A 19,364-nucleotide genomic window follows, 5' to 3' on the forward strand; every position below is an offset into this window, starting at 1 on the left:
TACAGGTAAAGGAAACTCCTGTACTGCCGTTATACGCAGAAGGAAAGCTACGGTGGGTATTTTTAACCCTTAAAGTATAACAACATGAATCTACAAGAATTTACCGAAAGGTACGTACATACGCTGTACCAAGACCCGGACACCAAGGAAAATTATATCAAACTTGCCATTGCAGACCTTAGCGAACTAGGCTATATGCAACAGGCGTTGTTAAATGGAATCGCTATGCTCACACAATTGGACGACGACCAAAGGAAAGAGGCCGAACATAGCATGTACTGGCTGTGTCGGATATTATTGGCAGGCTATCCACAGGAAGAACTGGACGGACTGGCCGAATGGCTCAAACATTGAACACATCGGGGGCGGTCGCTGGCCGTCCCCTTAAAACAGTAAAAACAATGGAACGGAAGTTGTATCTTTATAAAAGCATAAACAAAAGCAACAAAAAAATGAACCTTAAGAATGCCTTGGACAAATATGTGAGCGTATCCCCCGATATTTTGGGTGGCACCCCTGTGTTCAAGGGTACGAGGGTTCCGATAAAGATCTTGTTCGATTATCTACAGGGCGGCGACAACATACAGGAGTTCTTGGAGAACTACCCTACGGTAAAGAAGAACTTTGCCCAAAAAGTGTTGGAACTGCTATCCGTTTACCTTACCGAAATCGAAATGGACAATGGTACTGCTGCTTGACGAGAACATCCCGAGGAAACTCAAATACCGATTCAGCGAGGCACATGAAGTGTTGACCGTACCCGAAATGGGATGGAGCGGCATCAAGAACGGCGACCTCTTGCAAAAGATGGAGCAAAAGGGAATGACCCTGCTGTTGAGCGTGGACAAGAACATGAGCCACCAACAGAACCTTGAAAAGTACGGTGTAAGCCTTTTGGTGATCGATGCCGTCGATACCCGCTATGATACCCTGTTGCCCTTCGTCGCCAAAGTAGAAAAGGTCTTGGAAGGTGAAACCGCTCCCGGACTCATCATCATCGAATAGTCAACGGGCGGTAATAAGGTGTTCGCTGCGCCCCTCTGTGCACAACTTTTTTACGTCCTGCGTCCTTAAAAAAAGCTTGCGCCGCCACCGCTTGGCTACGCTCACCCGTGGCTTTACTGTCTTTGTCCGTGTCACGGTTTTTATGCAAAAACCCCGCCACGAAAAATCCATCGCCACTTCATTGGGCTCAGCCGCTAATGCCTCGACCTACTGCGGGTCTTTGGGAAAAAGTAGTTTAAGGGGAATCGGAACCAAAGACCCTTGTGGCGCATCTGTGGCAATGCGTGGCTTGCCGTTACAGCTGCGTCGGCCTCGGCGCTTCGCTATGGCTGCGCCTTTATAGCGCTCAAACGCCGCAGGGCTTGGAAAAGGCATCTAACAGCACTTTTTAAGGGACGATATTACAATACAGTACATGCCGAATCCCTCGGTAGAAGGCTTCCCTAGCGTTGCGGGACGCTCCGTGGCCGCTTGGCCATCATTTTAAAAAAGACCGATTCCCTGCGCACCACCAGCCTCTAAATCGTTCTTCTTTAAAATGTTCTACCCGACTTTCTTTAACGTTACAACAATAGTCAATAAAGTCTCTTTTATGGTTCCTTTAGGTTGACCATGCTCTAAGTTGAAACCATAATTTTCATCACGGGTGTGGTCATCTATGTTCTTTACATAAATGTCAACAACCTCATATTCCTCGTCATCGAAGGCGTTGATTTTATTGCCAATCTTTAACTCGTTAACAGGCACCACTTCTTTCAGTACTTCGATATCCGTTGTCACAAAATTTAAGTCGGCATCCTGTTGGTTGAATACGAACTTCACATAGTTGTTCAAATCTGCTATTCTCATAGTTCTTGTTTTAACGGCAATATTACGGCGTAATCTATTCATGGGAAAAAACCTTAATTTTTTTATGACGTTTTAAAAGTTGGCGGAAGGGGTTGGCCGATGCGGATGAGTTCCGACAGCTTTTAAAATGATACCTTCTTCACAAACTTGTTCAAAAAAGCGTCGGCAGCGTGGGTGCAGGGAGTATTTTACATAAAACCGGTTATAACTACGGCATTGGCGGTGCGAGCAAGTATTATAACCTGTTTTATGTAACATACCGAGGCAAAGGGAGCAGGGAAAACATAGGGGCTTTTTATGCAATAAAAAACTGGGTTTGCCCTGCGGGGGCCTAACGGGAAAAAAGCCTATCTTTAAGCTACGTTCTTTAAAATAAAACCGGAAATTTATTGGGCAACCCGTGAAAGGTGGGCCGGCACGCAAAAAAACGCATAAACGTCTATCCTTTCGGCCTCGAGCACAAGGGGTACAATAATATGGTCAACGGCGTTGAGAACAACTACTTCACCTATCAGGGCAAGGAACACGACAAATCGCTCGATCTCAACTGGCACGACTTCGGGGCAAGACAGTATGATGCCGCTATTGGCAGATGGATAAGTTCTGACCCGTTGGCCGAGGAATTTTATGAATGGTCGCCCTACAACGCCATGATGGACAACCCGATAAAGTATATCGATCCCGACGGGATGGCTCCATATGACTGGTTTAAAGGTGAAAATGGAAATATTGTTTGGTTTGATAACGATTCAGAATCTTTTACAAATGATAGCGGCGAATGGACGAATGTTGGCAGCAATGAGAGCGAGGTGAAAGAAACTTTAGGTATACCGAGTGATCAGAATATACAATATACGACTGGTTCAGGTTTAATGTTTGGAGGGGATCCTTCCCAATCCGTAGGTTCTGGGGCAGTTGCCTTGGTCACTGCTGGATTTGGAACAGGAGTAGTCACAAACACTGCTGATGTAAGCTATTCTTTAAATATAGAAGGAAAAGGGGAGTTCGGTCAGTTACAAGATGGGGTAAGTGAGGTTACAGGAGTTAATATTGAAATGACCTTAAGTTCAGAGATAAGCCTTCCCGGTGTTGAAATGGTTAATATTGTTGGAGATTTTAGTCTAAGTCGAAGTACGCCGAGCGGAAACCAAAGAACTAATATTAGTAGCCCTTTTGTTGAATCCGGACCAATGCTTGGATCACAGGGAAGGACTATAGCATCATCAAAAGCTACTATAAACATGAGTGTAGGGGAACTTCATAGAAAGTCTCGGAACAATGTGACAGGAGTGCCAAGTTTAAATTTTGACATAGATGCTTATTCAGGTTATACGAATAAGGGTACACCAGGTAGCGGAATTAAAGGAATTTTAAACATTAGCAACTAGCCATATGAAAAAACACATTGTTTTATTTTTATTAATTGTCTTGACCTTTAGTTTGCAGTTTTGTAAAAGCCAAACAAAGGAAACGGTTGACTGTAATGTTTTTAACGCAAAATATATTGAGTATGCTTTAAAGGGCGTAAAGGACTCTGCTTTGTTAAGCATTAATAACGCCATTAATTGCGACCCTAAAAATAAATTTTATCATTCTGCGAAAGTTAACTTTTTAATAGATCAAGGTCAATGGACAGAAGCCTTATTAGCAACAGAACAAATTGATGCTAAAGATGATTATACGCTCAATTTGTTGAATGGCGTACTACTTTTAAGAGCAAAGAAAGAAAACGCCGATATTGAATTAAAAAAAACATTTGATAGCCTTAAGCAAGATGCAGACTATAGTTCCGATGAGATTAATAAAAACATATATCTTATTGCATTATATAATTACTTTGTAAACAAGGATGTTGGGCTTCAAGAATTATCTAAGCTTAGAGAAAAACGTAAGGGTAAAGCTTCAAATGACATGATTGATTTTTTAGAAAACAATATATCCAATTTATCAAAGGAGGAAGTGCTTTATAAGTTTTTTAATATTCGATAGCAGGTTTAAAACCACCTATTATCTAAAGTTTTTAAATGAAGTGATTTTTTAGGGTAAAAAATAAAAATAGAAGAAACCATCCTACGGGATGGTTTTTTTATGCGTATGCCTTTTTAGCCTTGAAGTCCCGAAGGAACGCATCTATGGTGAGCAACAGGGCTTCCCGTTCCTTCTGCGGCAGTCCGTTGATGTCATTGAGGCGTTTGAGCATGGCGGGGTCTTGCAGCGCATCGGCATCGCCCGTCTCGCCCAAGAGGTAGCCCACGGTGGTGTCTAGGACATCGGCCATTTTAACGACCACATCGATGGACGGCCTCACTTCATCCCGCTCGTACTTACCGATGGCCGAATGGTGCGCCTCGATAAGCTTCGCCAGTTCGTTCTGCGAAATCTTCCTTGCTTCCCTGCGCTCCCTTAATTTTTTGCCGAAACTCTGCATAACCTCTAAAATATGGTATCAAAAACGCCTATTTGCGCCTTATGGGCAAATATATTGCGAATAAATTACACTTTGAAATAAATAATTAGTTGCAAGAACCATAAGATTTTATAGATTTGTACCAAATAATCGCAGCTAAATATTTTTACGATGCTCGACACATCCAACCCGAACCATTACCATTTTACCGCCCGACACCTTGAAATCACCGTTCTGGGCGGGGTAAGGCTCAACAAACTGGACAGCCTTCGGGTAACGCTCTCCATCAACAAGACGGACAGCAGCGAAAAGCTGCGGCACAACATCGACCTGTACAACAACAACCAAGTAGAAAAACTGGTGCGCAAGGTAGCCGAACGCTTGGAAACGGGAACCAGTATCACCCGAAGGGCGTTACAGGAACTTACCGACCGATTGGAAACCCATAGGCTAAAGGAATTGGAAGCCTTGGACAGCGAACCGATGGCAAGGGAACTCACCCCCACAGAGCTGCGGGCCGCAGAGGCATTTTTAAAAAAGAAAGACCTGCTTGCCCGAACCAACGAACTGATAGGGCAAAGTGGCGTAATCGGGGAACATACCAACCGTCTTTTAATGTATATCATCTTTACCAGTAGAAAGAGTAACAACCCTTTGCATTGTATCAGCTTGGGAAGTAGCGGCGTTGGCAAGACACACCTGCAATCAAAGGTGGGCGAACTGATACCGGAAACCGACATCGTGGACATGACGGTACTCTCGGAAAACGCCTTTTACTACTTCAACCGTACCGAACTGCGCAACAAACTGATTTTGATAGAGGACTTGGACGGTGCGGAAGCGGCTTTGTATCCGCTTCGGGAACTACAGAGCAAGCGCAGCATTACCAAACGGGTGAGCCACAAGGACAGGAACGGCAATACCAAGACCATAAAACTCACCGTGGAAGGCCCCGTATCGGTAGCGGGATGTACCACACAGGAAAGTATTTACGAGGACAACAGCAACCGTAGTTTTTTGCTGTACATAGACGAGAGCGAGGCGCAGGACGAACGTATCATGCAATACCAACGGGCCGTGTCGGCCGGACAGGCAAATGAACAAGAGCAATTAAAAGCTGCGGAGCTTCTCCGCAATGTTCAGATGTTGCTAAGGCCCATCAAAGTGATAAACCCGTATGCCATGCACTTGGCCCTGCCCAAAAGCGTGTTCAAACCGAGAAGGACGAACGCCCATTACCTACAGTTTATCGAGGCCATCACCTTTTATAAACAGATGCAACGTGAAAAGCGATACGACAAGGCCACGGGCGAGGAATATATAGAAACGGAAATCGAGGACATACAAGAGGCCAATGAACTGATCACCGAAGTGCTGTTGCGCAAAAGCGACATCCTGAACGGGGCTTGCCGCCAGTTCTTCGAACTGCTCAAAGCCTACCTAAAGGCCAACGGGGAAAGCACTTTTACAAATGCCGAGATCCGTAGGGCGTTGCGCATCCATCCAAGTAACCAAAAGCGGTACATGCTGCAACTCGGACAGGCGGGACTGGTACGCAAGGCCAAGGGCAACAAGCGCAACGGCTATCTGTACGAGGTGGTCAGTTATGACGAATACCAAAACACCCAAACCAAGATACGTCGGTTGCTCGACGATATCGTAACCCGATTACAAGGCAAACGGGACGTAGTGGTTCAAAGTAGTCCATAACGGTCCGATGCACAAAATGAACCATTAACGCTACTGTAAACCAAACCTTTGACCAAGTAGTTCACCCAAACCCGAAAAAGGTATGCCCGTAAGAAAAGAAAATGAAGAAACTGAAATTACATAACGAAGGCTTTAGGAAACTGGTAACCTCTTTTAGGGAGTGGCTGGACGTGTTGGGCTATGCCGAAAGTACGGTGTACTATCTGCCCAACCACTTACAGGAGTTTTTTTATTACGCAGAGCAACGGGGCATCCGACACTTGGACGGAATCACCACAAGAACGATAAGTGAATATTACGAAACCCTGCAACGGCGAAGTAACGAACGGCGCAGCGGGGCATTGAGCAAGGCGTACCTGAACAAGCACCAACAGGCGTTGAAAAAGTTCAGGGACTATCTGCGACAACACGGGAACAACCGTTTTACCATCCACTTGAAAGCGGAACGGAACCCCACCGAGGAAAAGACCAACATCCCGACCCAAGCCGAGATCAAGGAACTTTTTATGGCGACAGGTTATAGCCATGACGACGAACATTACAGGTTGCGGGACAAGGCCATACTAACGGTACTGTACAGTTGCGGCCTACGAAGGAACGAAGCGGTACACCTTGATGTAAGCGATGTGCTTTTTGACAGGGAACGGCTCTACGTGCGCAAGGGCAAGAACTATAAGGAACGTTTTGTACCGCTGAACGGTTACAACCTTCGGATACTGGAAGATTACATTTTTGAAGGCCGTCCTGAGTTCACCGACAGCCACATGGGCGAAGCCCTTTTGGTCAGCAGATTGGGCAGAAGGTTGGACGGGACAAGCATTGCCCTACGGTTAAAGGCCATCGTTGCCGCTTCGGAAAACCGTACCATCATAGCCAAAGGGATTACCCCGCATACCCTGCGTCACAGTATCGCCACCCATCTGCTTCAACGGGGCGTACCCTTGGAGAGCATCAAGACCTTTTTGGGGCATGCCTCGTTGGAAAGCACACAGCTATATACCCATCTGTTAAAGACATTGGAACATGAAAACGTATAAGGAATATCTGCAACAACATAACTATAGCCCCATTAGCATCAAGGGAAACCTACGGTTGCTAAAGCACTTTGAAAAGTGGTGCAAGCGAAACGGAACCACAGCCGAAACCATCGATTACAAAACCTGCTTGAAATACGTAAGGCACCTTACCCGAAAGGGCAACAAAAAAAAGACCGTCAACCACAAATTAAGGCGTATCAAGACCTATCTGGACTATCTGATCGAAGAAGGGAACCGTAGTAACAACCCGCTTGCCGATATACGGGTCAAGGGCGAAAAACGGAGCATCCATTACGACCTGTTGGAATCCGAGGAACTGGAAGACCTGTACTACTCTTTTGAAACCACGGGCAAACAGGAAATCTACCACACCTATACCGCCAAACGGGACAAGATCATTGTAGGTTTTATGGTCTATCAAGGCTTGCATGCCAAAGACCTGAAACACCTACGGTTGGAAAACCTAAAGCTCAATAAGGGCAAACTGTACGTGTCGGGCAGCCGTAGGAGCAACGGACGTGAACTGGAACTAAGACCGTGGCAGATCATGGAACTCGCCGAATACCTAAGCGACATCAGGGACAAACTGATGGAGCGCACCCAAGACAGCGATCATCTGTTCCCCTATGGCGATAGGTTCATCTTTGTACATACCATCATAAAAAAACTGAAAAAGTACAACCAAAAGGTCATAAGTGCCAAGCAGATACGGGCATCTGTGATCACCTTGTGGTTGGGGCAATACAATCTTAGAAAAACACAATACTTGGCGGGACACCGTTACATCAGTTCCACCGAAAGGTATTTGCAGGACGATCTGGAAAACCTACACGAAATCGTGAACAACTTCCATCCCATTAACTAAAAAAGATATGCAATGATATACATCAGAAGTCCATAAAAGAACAATACACATTTATTCCTTAAAAGTATAACACAGATAACAACAAAGTGTATTTTTACAAAATCCCACTACGCTTACAGGTAAAGGAAACTCCTGTACTGCCGTTATACGCAGAAGGAAAGCTACGGTGGGTATTTTTAACCCTTAAAGTATAACAACATGAATCTACAAGAATTTACCGAAAGGTACGTACATACGCTGTACCAAGACCCGGACACCAAGGAAAATTATATCAAACTTGCCATTGCAGACCTTAGCGAACTAGGCTATATGCAACAGGCGTTGTTAAATGGAATCGCTATGCTCACACAATTGGACGACGACCAAAGGAAAGAGGCCGAACATAGCATGTACTGGCTGTGTCGGATATTATTGGCAGGCTATCCACAGGAAGAACTGGACGGACTGGCCGAATGGCTCAAACATTGAACACATCGGGGGCGGTCGCTGGCCGTCCCCTTAAAACAGTAAAAACAATGGAACGGAAGTTGTATCTTTATAAAAGCATAAACAAAAGCAACAAAAAAATGAACCTTAAGAATGCCTTGGACAAATATGTGAGCGTATCCCCCGATATTTTGGGTGGCACCCCTGTGTTCAAGGGTACGAGGGTTCCGATAAAGATCTTGTTCGATTATCTACAGGGCGGCGACAACATACAGGAGTTCTTGGAGAACTACCCTACGGTAAAGAAGAACTTTGCCCAAAAAGTGTTGGAACTGCTATCCGTTTACCTTACCGAAATCGAAATGGACAATGGTACTGCTGCTTGACGAGAACATCCCGAGGAAACTCAAATACCGATTCAGCGAGGCACATGAAGTGTTGACCGTACCCGAAATGGGATGGAGCGGCATCAAGAACGGCGACCTCTTGCAAAAGATGGAGCAAAAGGGAATGACCCTGCTGTTGAGCGTGGACAAGAACATGAGCCACCAACAGAACCTTGAAAAGTACGGTGTAAGCCTTTTGGTGATCGATGCCGTCGATACCCGCTATGATACCCTGTTGCCCTTCGTCGCCAAAGTAGAAAAGGTCTTGGAAGGTGAAACCGCTCCCGGACTCATCATCATCGAATAGTCAACGGGCGGTAATAAGGTGTTCGCTGCGCCCCTCTGTGCACAACTTTTTTACGTCCTGCGTCCTTAAAAAAAGCTTGCGCCGCCACCGCTTGGCTACGCTCACCCGTGGCTTTACTGTCTTTGTCCGTGTCACGGTTTTTATGCAAAAACCCCGCCACGAAAAATCCATCGCCACTTCATTGGGCTCAGCCGCTAATGCCTCGACCTACTGCGGGTCTTTGGGAAAAAGTAGTTTAAGGGGAATCGGAACCAAAGACCCTTGTGGCGCATCTGTGGCAATGCGTGGCTTGCCGTTACAGCTGCGTCGGCCTCGGCGCTTCGCTATGGCTGCGCCTTTATAGCGCTCAAACGCCGCAGGGCTTGGAAAAGGCATCTAACAGCACTTTTTAAGGGACGATATTACAATACAGTACATGCCGAATCCCTCGGTAGAAGGCTTCCCTAGCGTTGCGGGACGCTCCGTGGCCGCTTGGCCATCATTTTAAAAAAGACCGATTCCCTGCGCACCACCAGCCTCTAAATCGTTCTTCTTTAAAATGTTCTACCCGACTTTCTTTAACGTTACAACAATAGTCAATAAAGTCTCTTTTATGGTTCCTTTAGGTTGACCATGCTCTAAGTTGAAACCATAATTTTCATCACGGGTGTGGTCATCTATGTTCTTTACATAAATGTCAACAACCTCATATTCCTCGTCATCGAAGGCGTTGATTTTATTGCCAATCTTTAACTCGTTAACAGGCACCACTTCTTTCAGTACTTCGATATCCGTTGTCACAAAATTTAAGTCGGCATCCTGTTGGTTGAATACGAACTTCACATAGTTGTTCAAATCTGCTATTCTCATAGTTCTTGTTTTAACGGCAATATTACGGCGTAATCTATTCATGGGAAAAAACCTTAATTTTTTTATGACGTTTTAAAAGTTGGCGGAAGGGGTTGGCCGATGCGGATGAGTTCCGACAGCTTTTAAAATGATACCTTCTTCACAAACTTGTTCAAAAAAGCGTCGGCAGCGTGGGTGCAGGGAGTATTTTACATAAAACCGGTTATAACTACGGCATTGGCGGTGCGAGCAAGTATTATAACCTGTTTTATGTAACATACCGAGGCAAAGGGAGCAGGGAAAACATAGGGGCTTTTTATGCAATAAAAAACTGGGTTTGCCCTGCGGGGGCCTAACGGGAAAAAAGCCTATCTTTAAGCTACGTTCTTTAAAATAAAACCGGAAATTTATTGGGCAACCCGTGAAAGGTGGGCCGGCACGCAAAAAAACGCATAAACGTCTATCCTTTCGGCCTCGAGCACAAGGGGTACAATGGAAATATCAACGGAGTGGAGAACGACTACAAGCAATTCCAAGGTCAGGAATGGACGGAGGATCTGGGGCTCAATATACATGAGTGGAAATATAGAATAAGTGATCCTGCAATCGGAAGGTTCTGGCAGGTGGATCCGTTGGCGGAGGATTACAGTTACCAATCTCCCTATAACTTCTCCGAGAACAGGGTTATCGATTCTAGAGAGCTTGAAGGCCTGGAAAGGATTTATGCAGCAGATGGTAAGTTTATTGGTCAAGTTGGGGATAATCAAGATATTAGAGTGATGCACAATACCGATGGTGCTGATTCAGCCCAAAGACTTGTGAATACAGCAAATAATACAGAACTTTCATCGGAGGAGAGGGCAGCTGCGAGTAGCACCTTAAATAGTAGTAGTTTTGAGGGGTTTAAAAATACTGATGAAGCTGCGACAAGTTTCCTAAAAGAAAACTTTGCTGAGTCCTATGCCGCAGATGTTGAAATTGGTGCCAAGATTTATGACGTAGAGTTAGAGGGGGGCGGAACGGTTTCAATATTAACACCTAAATTAGTTGGAACAAAAAAGGTTGATAAACTAGGCGTTACAGTGAGAGAGTTGGATATGGATGAAATGGTTGGGCCTAAAGTTTCGTTGGGAGGGGAAACTATAGTAACCGAAATGCCCGGAACACTTAGTGGTACAGCACATACTCATGGAAAAGGTTCTAATAAATTTTCTCCGGAGAATATGTTAGGAGGAGGAGATAAGGGAATTTCAAGGAAGAAGAACATTCCAGTTTATATGGTAGGGCCAAATAAAGAAATAAGAAAGTACGACCATAATCGGGGGGTAATTGATGGAAGATTAAGAAGAAATAAGGGTAATGGAGTTAGGGTAAATCGTGTGGATTAATTTAGTAAACTAACTAGTATATGAGAATAACATATTTGTTGTTGATGTTTTTCGTGTTGAGTTGTGGTAATCAGCACGATCCTTTGATAGATGCAATTGATAAACTACAAAAAGATTTTTCAGAAGAAGAGTTGAAGATTTTTAGAGAACAAAATGAAGTAAAAATTTTGAACTCGTATCACTTTACTGGTGATATTGATGATCCTCTTTTGAAGGAATATTTTTACTCAAATAATATTAAAAATATAGAATATATAGGCAATATTTTATACACCTCTTTACATCGAAAATTGAACAATGAGCCGATAAGAATTGATGAGCAAATTAAATTTTACCAAAACAAACAGGCGGTTCCTTAGAAGATATCTTATGCATCTATCCCGCTGTGCGAAGTTTGCAACTTCGTAGCGTTATGAGTAATAAGAGTAAGACTAAAAACCGGATAATAACCACGGTATTGATGTCGTGGTTTTTTTATGAGTAGGCCAATCTTGCCTTGGCATCCCTGATCAAAGCGTCAAGGGCGAACAGTATATGCTCCCTATCACTGTCGGGCAGCTTCTGTATGGTGAGGATTCCCGCTCTGCGAAGTTTGCAACTTCGTAGCGTCCTGAAGGCTATGTGGAGCCCAAGACCAATGGCGGCTACGACCATATTTATCAATACAAGGACCATTTAGGGAACGTACGGCTCTCCTATAAGAACGCGGGTACTGCCTCTAACCCAGATTTGGAGATACAGGAGGAGAACAACTATTATCCCTTCGGGATAAGCTATAATGAGCCCCAAAACGGAGTGGTTCCTTTATACAACGGGAACATCTCCGAAACACGATGGCGAACGGCCAATGCAGACGATAGTTCTTTAAAATATTATACCTACGATTACGATGCCCTGAACCGAATTACCTCTGGAATCGATAACACACAGGATAATAGATATAGCCTAACGGGAATATCCTATGACGAAAATGGAAATATCCAGAATCTTGAAAGGAACGGGTATACAGATGTAAACGTTACTACCTTCGGGGTAATGGACAACCTTACCTATTCCTATACGGGAAACCAATTGAAAGCTATCGATGATGCTATAACCGCAAGTGCTGTTACTGGCTTTGTGGATGGTGCCGAACTTGCGACGGAATATACATATGACGCCAACGGAAACCTTTTGACGAACGCCAACAAGGGAATAACCTCCATAATCTATAATCATTTGAACCTGCCCACCAAGATTACCGTGAACGGTAATGCTAACGATGGTACAATAGATTATGTTTACGATGTCACTGGTACAAAACTAAAAAAGACTATTAGTAACGGTGCCGAAACAGACTAGGCGTTTGGGTATGTCTATGAGAATGACCAATTACAATTCTTTGGTCATGAAGAAGGTTATGTAGTGCCTGATGCCTCAGGAGGATATGATTATATTTTTCAATATTCTGATCATTTGGCCAATGCTCGCTTGCTATATAAGGATGAAAACAACGATGGCACTGTTGATAGCTCGGAGATTATTGAAGAAAACAATTATTACCCCTTCGGATTTTTACATAAAGGGTATAATGGTACAGTATCTCCCTCGGGTAATTCTACTGTACAAAAGTGGAAGTTTAACGGCCAAGAAAACGAACAGGCTCTAGGGTTGAATGTTACCGAAATGACTTTTAGGCAATATGAACCATCCATAGGTAGGTTCAATGTTGTCGACCCACTTGCAGAAGTACGGCCCGACTATACACCTTATAGGTTTGGTTATAACAATCCTATATCTTTCAACGACCCGTATGGATTAATCGAGCGGAGTGTGTTGATGGACATTTACAATAGAAGTAGTTCGGGGACTACTTGGTACAATGATAACCATTCAGGTTTTTATACCAATGATGGCGGGTATGTTGGTTATTCGAGCAGTGATACTTCTTTTAACAGTTCTCCAGGCTCTTCTACGGCTCTCCCAGGTGTTACTGTGACCAGAGACCCCAATAGTCCTTGGGTCGGCGTTGCGCATGTTGGTGCTGCATTGGCAATAAGAGACCAAGTTTATAGTACAAAATGGTATGATAGGTATTATGGTGGTGATGGCAGTGGTAGTTTCCATGATAACCTTATGTATGGAATGGATCAGGTTAACAGGTATAACCCGATTGCAAATGCATGGGATGTAATTTCATATGCATTTACTGGGGAGGATAGATTTGGAAACACAATGGGCCAAGGGCAGGCTTACGCATCCGCTTTAGCCGTAGGCCCTGTAAAAGTAGGTGGCGCTGCCGGTGGTGCTGGGAATTTATGGAAAGTGGGGGCTGCGAATACTTTAAAAGGTAACGCGCCATTGACAATTCATCATGTTGGACAAGCAGCTGCTATGAAAAAGTTCATCCCAAATTATAATTATAGGACTGCACCATCTATCTTAGTGCCATATGCCCGTCATATTAGAAAAGTTGATAATTTGAGATTATCAACAAAAACATCAGGGTTTAAAAACGCAAGAGAAGTATTGGCAAGAGATATCTTTGAGCTGAGAAGGGTGTATCCGAATGTGCCAAATAAATCATTGCAAGAACTTATTAAGTTGAACAAATCAACATATCCGAATGCATTTAAAAAAGTGAATTGAATGGAATCAAATATAGTAGAAAAAGCATACCGTGAAGCAGTCGAGGGAATTAAGGAAGAATGGTTAGATTCCCTTAATCCAAGATGGTATGAATATATTATGGGACTCCCAATTAAATCAAAGGTAACTTATATGGTCGTTGTTCTGCACGATCAAGTTATCAATGGTGGGTTCCATCAATACTTTTGTAATGCAGGCTATGGTCAATTTGCGTTAAAAACTATCTCTTGTTTGGAGGAAATAAATGCTTTAAACAAAGCCAAACTATTGCGACAAGCATATGATACGGTTAACAGTTCCAAAATAAGTGACGAGTTATTCATAGCTGATTTGATTAATCAGAGAATCAACAATTTGTTCGATGGCGATGATTTATATGAGCCATTAGGGGTTCTTGATGAAAAATTTTACGATTCCTCAGAAGAAATCGAACCGCTACTGATCGACTTTTTAAAAAAGTGATATAATATCAATTTGAAAATAGAATAGAAAACCACGGTAGCAATGTCGTGGCTTTTTTATGCCTTAAAGCGAAGCTACGTTTTTGTTGAAAAAGTCCTTGAACTTCTTTTTTGTAAGGAACGAATCGATCATCTTGAAGATCATGGAGCTTTCTTCCTCGTCCAGTTCCTGCGCCTGTTTGTCCCTCGCTACCGCTAGTCTTTGACTAGTGGCGTACCGAGTAAGCAAAAACAATAAGCTAAAAGCTACGATAATAAATCGTAGCTTTTATGTTTTTAAGGTGGTATGAGCAGAAACCATATATTCTATTATAAAGCAGTTGCGTATTTTGTCAGTTTTGAAGCGGTTTAAAGTATCGAGGTGTTCACTGACAAGCCTATTTTGAAATTTTGTCGGAGCGTGCGTTAAGATCATTTCAGAAAAGAAAAAGGGGATGGAAGGATTTGATCATTGTTTTAAGCCCACTCTGCCGCCACCATTTGCAAACTGGCGGTAGTGGGGGGCTAGGGGGATAGTATCGAGAAGCACTAGAAACATAAGAAATCCAACCCCACGCAAAGTTATAGCTAGAGATATTCTCGAGCTTAGAAGGGTTTATCCTAATATTCCTAATAATGCCTTGCAACAGTTAATAAAGATGAACAAAGAAATGTACCCAAAGGCATTTATGAAATAAAAGTAACTTTACCGTGATTGAAAAAATAAATAAATGAAACCAGAAGAATTTGTCAACAGTATTAAGGAGTTAGTAATAAATGAAAATCTAAATATTTATAAAGATTTGTTTGAAACAACTAATGTTGATGATGTCACTGATTTATATTGGAAAAACGCTCTTTCATTTTTTCGTTTACTAAGCGATTCGCAGAAGAGTGTTTTCTATCAGATACTTCGTCAGGTTGAGGTAGATACTGTGTCTAATATTTTTGCAGTTTTAGATGGAGTTACATTCCTAGAAGGACAAGAGAGGGATTTTATTCTAGAATACGAAGGAAAAAAAGTTAATGTTGATTTACAAGATATTTTTTTAGAGTCGGAAGAAGATTAGATTCCCCCCGCCACCGCTAGTCCGTGACTAGCGGCATACCGAGTAAGCAAATACACTAAACTGAAAGCTACGATACTAAATCGTAGCTTTTGTATTTTTAAGGTGGTATCGGTAGAAACTAGATATCCCATAATAGGGTGGGGCCATATTTTGTCTGTTTTGCAACGGTTTATGGGATAAATAGGCTTATGCGACAAGACTATTTTAAAATCTTGGCGGAGCGTTAACATCACCCCATCAAAATCTCCAACAACTGTATTGCGGCTTCCGGAATTTTGGTTCCTGGTCCAAAAACGGCTACGGCACCGTTTTTAAATAGAAAATCATAGTCCTGTCGGGGAATAACGCCCCCTACGATGACCATAATATCCTCACGACCGTTGTCCTTTAAAATTTCAATGACTTTGGGTACTAGGGTCTTGTGTCCTCCCGCGAGGGAGGAAATCCCCAATACGTGTACATCGTTTTCTATGGCTTGGTTGGCCACTTCTTCCGGGGTTTGAAAAAGTGGGCCGATATCCACATCAAAACCCAGGTCGGCATAGCCCGTGGCCACCACCCGGGCACCACGATCATGGCCGTCCTGTCCCATTTTGGCGATCAGGATACGCGGGCGTCGTCCTTCTTCGGCCGCAAAGGCATCGGCTAGGGCCTGTGCCTTTTGAAAAGCGGCATTGTTTTTACTTTCTTTGGAATACACTCCTGAAATCGTTTTAATATCGGCGGTGTGCCTTCCAAAGGCTTTTTCCAGGGCAAGGCTGATTTCCCCCAATGTGGCCCTGGCCCTTGCCGCCGCTATTGCTAAAGCTAACAAATTTCCATCGTTTTGCGGAGCGTTTGTTCCGTTTCCTTCGGTCCCATCTGGCGCTACGGCTTTTTGGTCTTCACTTTTCTTCATTTTGGCCTTTGCCGCGGCTTCCAGCTTTTGTAGCGTTTGGGCAACCTGTGCCGGGTTTCTTTCGGTTTTGATCCGGTCCAACCGTTCCAGTTGTTTTCGTCGTACGGCATTGTTGTCCACTTCTAAAATGACAAGGTCGTCCTCTTCCTCCAGCGCAAATTTGTTCACCCCGATAATGGGCGCCTCCCCCGTATCGATCCGCGCCTGTTTGCGTGCCGCGGCCTCCTCGATCCGCATTTTTGGGATACCGGCCTCAATGGCTTTTGTCATTCCGCCGAGTTCCTCTACTTCCTGAATCAATCGCCAGGCGTTTTGCACCAGGGTATCGGTCAGTTCCTCTACATGATAACTACCGGCCCAGGGGTCCACGGTTTTGGTGATTTTGGTCTCCTCCCGTAAAAAGAGCTGCGTTTCCCGTGCGATCCGTGCCGAAAAATCGGTAGGAAGGCCTATGGCCTCGTCCAGTGCATTGGTATGAAGGCTTTGGGTGCCCCCGAATACCGCTGCCGCGGCTTCAATGGTAGTACGGGCCACGTTGTTGAACGGGTCTTGTTCGGTCAGGCTCCAACCACTGGTTTGGCAATGGGTACGTAACGAGAGGGACTTTTCGTTTTTGGGAGCGAACTGTCGCATCAGTTTGGCCCATAACAGACGGCCGGCGCGCAGCTTGGCAATTTCGGTAAAATGGTCCATACCAATGCCCCAGAAAAAGGACAGTCGCGGGGCAAAGCTGTCGATATCGAGCCCTGCGGCCAATCCGGTACGTACATATTCCAATCCGTCGGCGAGGGTATAGGCCAGTTCAATTTCGGCGGTGGCCCCCGCTTCGTGCATATGATAGCCCGAGATGCTGATGCTATTGAATCGCGGCATAAACTGGCTGGTGTATTCAAAAATGTCCGCTACGATCTGCATGGAGGGCGAGGGGGGGTAAATGTAGGTGTTGCGCACCATAAATTCCTTTAAAATATCGTTTTGTATGGTGCCGGAAAGCTGTTCGGGAGCGACACCCTGTTCCTCCGCCGCTACAATATAAAAGGCCATTATGGGCAAAACCGCCCCGTTCATGGTCATGGAAACCGACATTTTATCCAATGGAATACTATCAAACAGGATGTTCATATCGGCAATGGAATCTATGGCAACACCGGCTTTGCCAACATCTCCCATCACCCGCTCGTGGTCGCTATCGTACCCGCGATGGGTGGGCAGGTCAAATGCGACCGAAAGACCCTTTTGGCCCGCCGCCAGGTTACGTCTGTAAAAAGCATTGCTTTCCTCGGCCGTGGAAAACCCCGCGTACTGCCGCACCGTCCAAGGGCGTTGCACGTACATGGTCGGATAGGGCCCCCTTAAAAAGGGCGGGAACCCCGCTGCAAAGGCCTCATGTTCGAACGGTCGGGGTTCCTGGCCGTTTTCGCCATCAAAAGATAGTTCCAGATGTTGTACGTCTTTACGTTTCATAAGCGGACCATGGTGGTTTTATCCTGTTTTAAAGGGAAATGGGCATTATTGCTCTTGTTGTAATCGTTCCTGTTCCAAGGCTTCCGACAAGCGTTTGGGCACTAGGGGCGGTAGCAACGTTTTGCGCGGTCTTTTTTGTACGAAAGGGTACACCTCCAATTCCCCTTTCATTCGTTCTTGTTGGGCTGCGTAGCGGTTGGTGCCCACCAATAGTTCTTCTTCCGTATGAAAACGCTTTTGGGATTTTTGGGCGCTTTCAGCAATTTTTCTTTGAATGGTATGGTCGTTCAGTTGCTTTAAAAAGCCTCCGGAAGCTTCAATTTGTTTGAAAAGCAACAAGGCTTTTTCCGCCATTTGGCGTACGAGGGTCTCCAGGTAATGGTTGCCCGCAACGGGATCGTAGGAGCCATCAAAAAAGCTTTCGTGCTTGAGCAGTAACAATTGGTTACGGGCAATACGATCCCCAAACGCGTTTCGTTTGTGATAAAGGGTATCATAAGGGCTATTGAACACGGTATCGGCCCCGCCCAATATGGCCGACATGCACTCGGTGGTCGTACGCAACATATTGGTATTGTAGGCGTATACCGTTTTATTTCTTTTACTGGGTTCGGCGGTAATATGGCAATCTGCCGCTATGCCATAGTCCTTGGCCAATGTTCGCCATAGGAGGCGGAGCGCCCTAAATTTTGCGATCTCAAAAAAGTAATTGCCCCCAATGGCCATACGGAAGGTAATTCGCCGCTCGGGGTGCCGTGCACTGCGCAACAAGTACTCGTTGGCGTGGGAAAGGGCATAGGCAAGTTCCTGCACTCTATCCGCCCCCGAATTTTGGTAAAGTGCAGCGTCCACGGAAAACAGGCTACCGTTGAACTCCTTGGGTGCCGATGTGGCAATACCATCGCAAAATGCAAAATCCTTGTCCTTGCCGAAAAACCAATTCCCCTCTCGGGCCAAATTCCCAATAGGGTCCAACTGCAAATGCACTTGTGGAAATTGCTTTTGTGCGATTTCGGCTATTTGTTGAATGGGTTCCTGTGATAAGGTATCAAAACTAAAATAAACGGATTTTAGCGCGGTAATGTTTTTAAGGAGTGCTTTCGCCGTAAGGGTCGTATCGGCAACGGCAAAGCGTATGCTATCGATTCCTTTTGGGATCAGTTCCAGGGCCTTTTGGTTTCCTGTAAGCGCCTCGGTGACGGAAATGGTTTCCCCGATGGACCAGGGCCGGGGAGCGGCCTTGAGAAGCCTTTGCCGGTCCTTATGATCTTCGTTACTGTAAAAAGGTTTCACTTTTATGCCTTCGGGAGATTCCCATACCAGGGTATCGTTATAGTCCGCACCTTTGAGCCCATACTGGATTTTTTGCTTCCAGGCCTTGGCCGAAACCGCATCGAAATCGTCAAATAGGGGAGAAGGTTCCATGGTAAAAAGTTTGTGATGAAGATACGCTTTATAGCATAAATTTAGTCGGCCCGATCTGGGATTATTTCAAGGTGGTTTCCGTTTGGTAAGGAAGTCGTAAGCCTTCCGGGTCTCGTGTTTGAATTATCGGAGTATCCTGGGATAGCCATTTGTTTTACAGGGATATGGCTTGCTGCATGTAGGTTTGTATTAGGTTTTTTTGGAAGCCACGTTATACCAATGGCTAATTGG

The 19,364-nt window shown here is 44.7% G+C and carries 25 protein-coding genes; 17 read left to right on the forward strand and 8 right to left on the reverse strand.

Annotation, left to right across the window (positions count from 1 at the left end; genetic code table 11):
• Positions 1-84 precede the first annotated feature (84 nt).
• The 3 genes from ACRD7P_RS05660 (at position 85) to ACRD7P_RS05670 (ending at position 1,005) form a co-directional block, all read left to right on the forward strand.
• Entirely contained in the window at positions 85-354 is a 270-nt protein-coding gene (locus tag ACRD7P_RS05660; RefSeq protein WP_430906551.1) for a hypothetical protein, read from the forward strand.
• A gap of 98 nt (positions 355-452) precedes the next feature.
• Entirely contained in the window at positions 453-698 is a 246-nt protein-coding gene (locus ACRD7P_RS05665) for a DUF433 domain-containing protein (protein ID WP_430906552.1), read from the forward strand.
• Positions 682-1,005 carry a DUF5615 family PIN-like protein gene (locus ACRD7P_RS05670; protein ID WP_430906553.1) on the forward strand — a complete coding sequence of 108 codons (324 nt, stop codon included), beginning with the start codon at positions 682-684 and terminating at the stop codon, positions 1,003-1,005. The genes ACRD7P_RS05665 and ACRD7P_RS05670 overlap by 17 nt, the downstream gene beginning before the upstream one ends.
• A gap of 207 nt (positions 1,006-1,212) precedes the next feature.
• On the opposite strand, the gene ACRD7P_RS05675 is transcribed toward ACRD7P_RS05670, so the two are convergent.
• Both ACRD7P_RS05675 and ACRD7P_RS05680 read right to left on the reverse strand, forming a co-directional pair.
• The gene (locus ACRD7P_RS05675) at positions 1,213-1,380 is read right to left on the reverse strand and encodes a hypothetical protein (protein ID WP_430906554.1); all 168 of its coding nucleotides are present in this window, start codon (positions 1,378-1,380) and stop codon (positions 1,213-1,215) included.
• Positions 1,381-1,548: 168 nt separating this feature from the next.
• Positions 1,549-1,854: a hypothetical protein gene (locus ACRD7P_RS05680; RefSeq protein ID WP_430906555.1), complete on the reverse strand. Its 306-nt coding sequence runs from the start codon at positions 1,852-1,854 to the stop codon at positions 1,549-1,551.
• A gap of 407 nt (positions 1,855-2,261) precedes the next feature.
• Here ACRD7P_RS05680 and ACRD7P_RS05685 point away from each other — a divergent pair, with 407 nt between their 5' ends.
• Both ACRD7P_RS05685 and ACRD7P_RS05690 read left to right on the forward strand, forming a co-directional pair.
• Entirely contained in the window at positions 2,262-3,242 is a 981-nt protein-coding gene (locus ACRD7P_RS05685; RefSeq protein ID WP_430906556.1) for an RHS repeat-associated core domain-containing protein, read from the forward strand.
• 4 nt (positions 3,243-3,246) lie between these two features.
• The gene (locus ACRD7P_RS05690; protein WP_430906546.1) at positions 3,247-3,843 is read left to right on the forward strand and encodes a hypothetical protein; all 597 of its coding nucleotides are present in this window, start codon (positions 3,247-3,249) and stop codon (positions 3,841-3,843) included.
• A gap of 97 nt (positions 3,844-3,940) precedes the next feature.
• On the opposite strand, the gene ACRD7P_RS05695 is transcribed toward ACRD7P_RS05690, so the two are convergent.
• Positions 3,941-4,282, reverse strand: coding sequence for a helix-turn-helix domain-containing protein (locus ACRD7P_RS05695; protein ID WP_430906547.1), 342 nt, complete (start codon positions 4,280-4,282; stop codon positions 3,941-3,943).
• 150 nt (positions 4,283-4,432) lie between these two features.
• Here ACRD7P_RS05695 and ACRD7P_RS05700 point away from each other — a divergent pair, with 150 nt between their 5' ends.
• The 6 genes from ACRD7P_RS05700 to ACRD7P_RS05725 all read left to right on the forward strand — a co-directional run bounded on the left by ACRD7P_RS05700 (position 4,433) and on the right by ACRD7P_RS05725 (position 8,992).
• Positions 4,433-5,971 (forward strand): hypothetical protein, encoded by a 1,539-nt coding sequence (locus ACRD7P_RS05700; protein WP_430906548.1) that lies wholly within the window; start codon positions 4,433-4,435, stop codon positions 5,969-5,971.
• 101 nt (positions 5,972-6,072) lie between these two features.
• On the forward strand, positions 6,073-7,008 hold the full coding sequence (locus ACRD7P_RS05705; RefSeq protein ID WP_430906549.1) for a tyrosine-type recombinase/integrase: 936 nt from the start codon (positions 6,073-6,075) through the stop codon (positions 7,006-7,008).
• Entirely contained in the window at positions 6,995-7,873 is an 879-nt protein-coding gene (locus ACRD7P_RS05710; RefSeq protein WP_430906550.1) for a tyrosine-type recombinase/integrase, read from the forward strand. The genes ACRD7P_RS05705 and ACRD7P_RS05710 overlap by 14 nt, the downstream gene beginning before the upstream one ends.
• A 198-nt stretch (positions 7,874-8,071) precedes the next feature.
• Positions 8,072-8,341, forward strand: a complete 270-nt coding sequence (locus ACRD7P_RS05715; RefSeq protein ID WP_430906551.1) for a hypothetical protein — start codon at positions 8,072-8,074, stop codon at positions 8,339-8,341.
• A gap of 98 nt (positions 8,342-8,439) precedes the next feature.
• A complete protein-coding gene (locus tag ACRD7P_RS05720) occupies positions 8,440-8,685 on the forward strand; it encodes a DUF433 domain-containing protein (RefSeq protein ID WP_430906552.1) in 246 nt (81 codons plus the stop codon).
• The gene (locus tag ACRD7P_RS05725; RefSeq protein WP_430906553.1) at positions 8,669-8,992 is read left to right on the forward strand and encodes a DUF5615 family PIN-like protein; all 324 of its coding nucleotides are present in this window, start codon (positions 8,669-8,671) and stop codon (positions 8,990-8,992) included. The genes ACRD7P_RS05720 and ACRD7P_RS05725 overlap by 17 nt, the downstream gene beginning before the upstream one ends.
• 207 nt (positions 8,993-9,199) lie before the next feature.
• Here ACRD7P_RS05725 and ACRD7P_RS05730 read toward each other — a convergent pair whose 3' ends face one another.
• Together ACRD7P_RS05730 and ACRD7P_RS05735 are read right to left on the reverse strand one after the other, a co-directional pair.
• Positions 9,200-9,367: a hypothetical protein gene (locus ACRD7P_RS05730; protein WP_430906554.1), complete on the reverse strand. Its 168-nt coding sequence runs from the start codon at positions 9,365-9,367 to the stop codon at positions 9,200-9,202.
• Between the two features lie 168 nt (positions 9,368-9,535).
• On the reverse strand, positions 9,536-9,841 hold the full coding sequence (locus ACRD7P_RS05735) for a hypothetical protein (protein ID WP_430906555.1): 306 nt from the start codon (positions 9,839-9,841) through the stop codon (positions 9,536-9,538).
• A gap of 407 nt (positions 9,842-10,248) precedes the next feature.
• On the opposite strand from ACRD7P_RS05735, the gene ACRD7P_RS05740 reads away from it, so the two are divergent.
• The 5 genes from ACRD7P_RS05740 to ACRD7P_RS05760 all read left to right on the forward strand — a co-directional run bounded on the left by ACRD7P_RS05740 (position 10,249) and on the right by ACRD7P_RS05760 (position 14,298).
• Positions 10,249-11,208: a hypothetical protein gene (locus ACRD7P_RS05740; protein ID WP_430906557.1), complete on the forward strand. Its 960-nt coding sequence runs from the start codon at positions 10,249-10,251 to the stop codon at positions 11,206-11,208.
• A gap of 20 nt (positions 11,209-11,228) precedes the next feature.
• Positions 11,229-11,567: a hypothetical protein gene (locus ACRD7P_RS05745; RefSeq protein ID WP_430906558.1), complete on the forward strand. Its 339-nt coding sequence runs from the start codon at positions 11,229-11,231 to the stop codon at positions 11,565-11,567.
• Positions 11,568-11,829: 262 nt separating this feature from the next.
• Positions 11,830-12,549, forward strand: coding sequence for a hypothetical protein (locus tag ACRD7P_RS05750; RefSeq protein WP_430906559.1), 720 nt, complete (start codon positions 11,830-11,832; stop codon positions 12,547-12,549).
• A 63-nt stretch (positions 12,550-12,612) separates the two neighbouring features.
• Positions 12,613-13,836 (forward strand): RHS repeat-associated core domain-containing protein, encoded by a 1,224-nt coding sequence (locus tag ACRD7P_RS05755; RefSeq protein ID WP_430906560.1) that lies wholly within the window; start codon positions 12,613-12,615, stop codon positions 13,834-13,836.
• On the forward strand, positions 13,837-14,298 hold the full coding sequence (locus ACRD7P_RS05760) for a DMP19 family protein (protein ID WP_430906561.1): 462 nt from the start codon (positions 13,837-13,839) through the stop codon (positions 14,296-14,298).
• Positions 14,299-14,361: 63 nt separating this feature from the next.
• Here the strand turns inward: ACRD7P_RS05760 and ACRD7P_RS05765 are convergent, their stop codons facing one another.
• Entirely contained in the window at positions 14,362-14,526 is a 165-nt protein-coding gene (locus tag ACRD7P_RS05765; protein WP_430906562.1) for a hypothetical protein, read from the reverse strand.
• A 481-nt stretch (positions 14,527-15,007) separates the two neighbouring features.
• Here ACRD7P_RS05765 and ACRD7P_RS05770 point away from each other — a divergent pair, with 481 nt between their 5' ends.
• Positions 15,008-15,346 carry a hypothetical protein gene (locus ACRD7P_RS05770; protein WP_430906563.1) on the forward strand — a complete coding sequence of 113 codons (339 nt, stop codon included), beginning with the start codon at positions 15,008-15,010 and terminating at the stop codon, positions 15,344-15,346.
• A 229-nt stretch (positions 15,347-15,575) separates the two neighbouring features.
• Here the strand turns inward: ACRD7P_RS05770 and scpA are convergent, their stop codons facing one another.
• Both scpA and ACRD7P_RS05780 read right to left on the reverse strand, forming a co-directional pair.
• The gene (scpA, locus tag ACRD7P_RS05775; RefSeq protein ID WP_430906564.1) at positions 15,576-17,708 is read right to left on the reverse strand and encodes a methylmalonyl-CoA mutase; all 2,133 of its coding nucleotides are present in this window, start codon (positions 17,706-17,708) and stop codon (positions 15,576-15,578) included.
• 45 nt (positions 17,709-17,753) lie between these two features.
• Positions 17,754-19,133 carry a methylmalonyl-CoA mutase subunit beta gene (locus ACRD7P_RS05780; protein WP_430906566.1) on the reverse strand — a complete coding sequence of 460 codons (1,380 nt, stop codon included), beginning with the start codon at positions 19,131-19,133 and terminating at the stop codon, positions 17,754-17,756.
• Between the last annotated feature and the right edge of the window lie 231 nt (positions 19,134-19,364).

The sequence above is a fragment of the Maribacter sp. 2-571 genome (assembly GCF_050589625.1).
Lineage (GTDB): Bacteria > Bacteroidota > Bacteroidia > Flavobacteriales > Flavobacteriaceae > Pelagihabitans.

Excerpts from the sequence above, each read along its gene's own strand:
- ACRD7P_RS05660 (WP_430906551.1), top strand. The coding sequence starts at position 85 with ATGAATCTACAAGAATTTACCGAAAGGTACGTACATACGCTGTACCAA.
- ACRD7P_RS05665 (WP_430906552.1), top strand. The coding sequence starts at position 453 with ATGAACCTTAAGAATGCCTTGGACAAATATGTGAGCGTATCCCCCGAT.
- ACRD7P_RS05670 (WP_430906553.1), top strand. The coding sequence starts at position 682 with ATGGTACTGCTGCTTGACGAGAACATCCCGAGGAAACTCAAATACCGA.
- ACRD7P_RS05675 (WP_430906554.1), bottom strand. The coding sequence starts at position 1,380 with ATGCCTTTTCCAAGCCCTGCGGCGTTTGAGCGCTATAAAGGCGCAGCC.
- ACRD7P_RS05680 (WP_430906555.1), bottom strand. The coding sequence starts at position 1,854 with ATGAGAATAGCAGATTTGAACAACTATGTGAAGTTCGTATTCAACCAA.
- ACRD7P_RS05690 (WP_430906546.1), top strand. The coding sequence starts at position 3,247 with ATGAAAAAACACATTGTTTTATTTTTATTAATTGTCTTGACCTTTAGT.
- ACRD7P_RS05695 (WP_430906547.1), bottom strand. The coding sequence starts at position 4,282 with ATGCAGAGTTTCGGCAAAAAATTAAGGGAGCGCAGGGAAGCAAGGAAG.
- ACRD7P_RS05700 (WP_430906548.1), top strand. The coding sequence starts at position 4,433 with ATGCTCGACACATCCAACCCGAACCATTACCATTTTACCGCCCGACAC.
- ACRD7P_RS05705 (WP_430906549.1), top strand. The coding sequence starts at position 6,073 with ATGAAGAAACTGAAATTACATAACGAAGGCTTTAGGAAACTGGTAACC.
- ACRD7P_RS05710 (WP_430906550.1), top strand. The coding sequence starts at position 6,995 with ATGAAAACGTATAAGGAATATCTGCAACAACATAACTATAGCCCCATT.
- ACRD7P_RS05715 (WP_430906551.1), top strand. The coding sequence starts at position 8,072 with ATGAATCTACAAGAATTTACCGAAAGGTACGTACATACGCTGTACCAA.
- ACRD7P_RS05720 (WP_430906552.1), top strand. The coding sequence starts at position 8,440 with ATGAACCTTAAGAATGCCTTGGACAAATATGTGAGCGTATCCCCCGAT.
- ACRD7P_RS05725 (WP_430906553.1), top strand. The coding sequence starts at position 8,669 with ATGGTACTGCTGCTTGACGAGAACATCCCGAGGAAACTCAAATACCGA.
- ACRD7P_RS05730 (WP_430906554.1), bottom strand. The coding sequence starts at position 9,367 with ATGCCTTTTCCAAGCCCTGCGGCGTTTGAGCGCTATAAAGGCGCAGCC.
- ACRD7P_RS05735 (WP_430906555.1), bottom strand. The coding sequence starts at position 9,841 with ATGAGAATAGCAGATTTGAACAACTATGTGAAGTTCGTATTCAACCAA.
- ACRD7P_RS05745 (WP_430906558.1), top strand. The coding sequence starts at position 11,229 with ATGAGAATAACATATTTGTTGTTGATGTTTTTCGTGTTGAGTTGTGGT.
- ACRD7P_RS05760 (WP_430906561.1), top strand. The coding sequence starts at position 13,837 with ATGGAATCAAATATAGTAGAAAAAGCATACCGTGAAGCAGTCGAGGGA.
- ACRD7P_RS05770 (WP_430906563.1), top strand. The coding sequence starts at position 15,008 with ATGAAACCAGAAGAATTTGTCAACAGTATTAAGGAGTTAGTAATAAAT.
- scpA (WP_430906564.1), bottom strand. The coding sequence starts at position 17,708 with ATGAAACGTAAAGACGTACAACATCTGGAACTATCTTTTGATGGCGAA.
- ACRD7P_RS05780 (WP_430906566.1), bottom strand. The coding sequence starts at position 19,133 with ATGGAACCTTCTCCCCTATTTGACGATTTCGATGCGGTTTCGGCCAAG.